Origin of the sequence: Rummeliibacillus sp. POC4, assembly GCF_003576525.1 — a bacterium.
Lineage (GTDB): Bacteria > Bacillota > Bacilli > Bacillales_A > Planococcaceae > Rummeliibacillus.
In genome coordinates, this window is record NZ_QWUA01000119.1 from 1 (window position 1) to 1,485 (window position 1,485).

2 protein-coding genes are annotated in these 1,485 nt (G+C 34.9%); both read left to right on the forward strand.

Translation table 11 applies throughout. The annotated features are described in order from the left end of the window. A partial coding sequence (locus D1606_RS18905) for a hypothetical protein (RefSeq protein WP_158582433.1) occupies nucleotides 1-601 on the forward strand: 601 nt, incomplete at its 5' end. A gap of 285 nt (nucleotides 602-886) precedes the next feature. Continuing rightward, nucleotides 887-1,485, forward strand: a 599-nt coding sequence (locus D1606_RS18010; protein ID WP_147414554.1) for a protein rep, incomplete at its 3' end; no start/stop codon positions are given.

A 1,485-nucleotide genomic window follows, 5' to 3' on the forward strand; every position in this document is an offset into this window, starting at 1 on the left:
TGAACTTGCTGAAGTAAGTAGACAGCTAAAAGAAACAAAAGAGGAGCTCGAAAAGAAATCAAAAGGACTTGAGAGCCTTTCTGAGACGTTTGAGAGCCGTTTAAAGCTTTCAAATGATTTGAAGTACATAAAAAGCCGTACAAGCCCTCACAAGAGCGTAAAAAGTCTTCTAGGAGGTAAAGAAGAGGAAGAACAAGTAAAACTCCCTAAGAAGGATTATATACGTCTTCTGACGCTTGCAAAACGTGGTGTAGGGGCTGAACAATATGTTTCTTTGAAAATGGATGAATTGAAAGAGAAAGAAAAGGGCTTTGTGAAATACAAAGATGCCTATCAAGAAGTTGTGCCAAAGTATAACGAGCTTACACAAAAATATAACGGTTTGCGAGAACATAGTAATTGGTTGTTAGAAAAAAATAAAGGTTTGGAAACAAAACTTAAAGAAATGATTGTGCAGAAAAAGAAAGATGATAAGACGATTGATCGGTTGATTGATTTTATGATTAGTGAAGATAAGGTGGAACAATTTGAGGAGTGGAATCGAAAAATGGAACGACATGAAAGACAACAGAGGAATCGAAATCGGGGAATGGAAAGATAAAAAACCTCCTGCGTTGAGCAGGGGGTTTTTTATGGTTTTTAACGAAATTTTTGCGAAGCAAAAATGAGTCTTTTCTTATCTTGATACATATAGAAATAACAAGATTTTTCGGAAATGCCTTGAACCATTGATATAACAGGGTTTGTAATGGTTTTGATGGTATAAAGAAAAATATACAAAAAAATCCCAAATGTGTTATGATTAAGTTGCGAAGCTAAACCAAAACAACATAGGGGGATTTTTGTACTCCCTTATGGCGAACAGAAGGGAGATTTTTATTAACATATGTGTACCCATAATAACATGGATTTAGACCAAAAAACAGTACTTTGTGATAAAAAAGCAAATGGAAAAACTCAACCTTGGAAAGAAAAGAAGTTGGCGAATGTTGGTTATTTTGAGTTGTTAGAGATTTTGCAGTTCAAAAAAGCAGAACGTGTATCAACATGTGGTGAAATATTAGAGTTTGATATAACGCATGAAGGGCGCATGAAGTTAGCCAAAGCATGGTTTTGTAAGTCACCGTTATGTCCGATGTGCAATTGGAGGAAAACGATGAAACGAAGCATACAAACAACCAAAATTGTGGAAGAAGTGATTCGTCAAAAGCCAAAAGCAAGATGGCTTTTCTTAACCCTATCGGTAAAGAATGTTTTTGACGGTAAAGAGTTGGATAAAAGTTTAAAAGCAATGGCACAAGGCTTTAACCGTTTGATGAAATATAAAAAAGTAGCTCAAAATATGATTGGTTTCATGCGATCTACAGAAGTTACGGTCAATAAAAAAGATGGGTCGTATAATCAACACATGCACGTTTTGTTATGTGTTGAATCAAAATATTTTAAGGGTACTGTAAATTATTTATCGCAAGAAGATTGGACAAG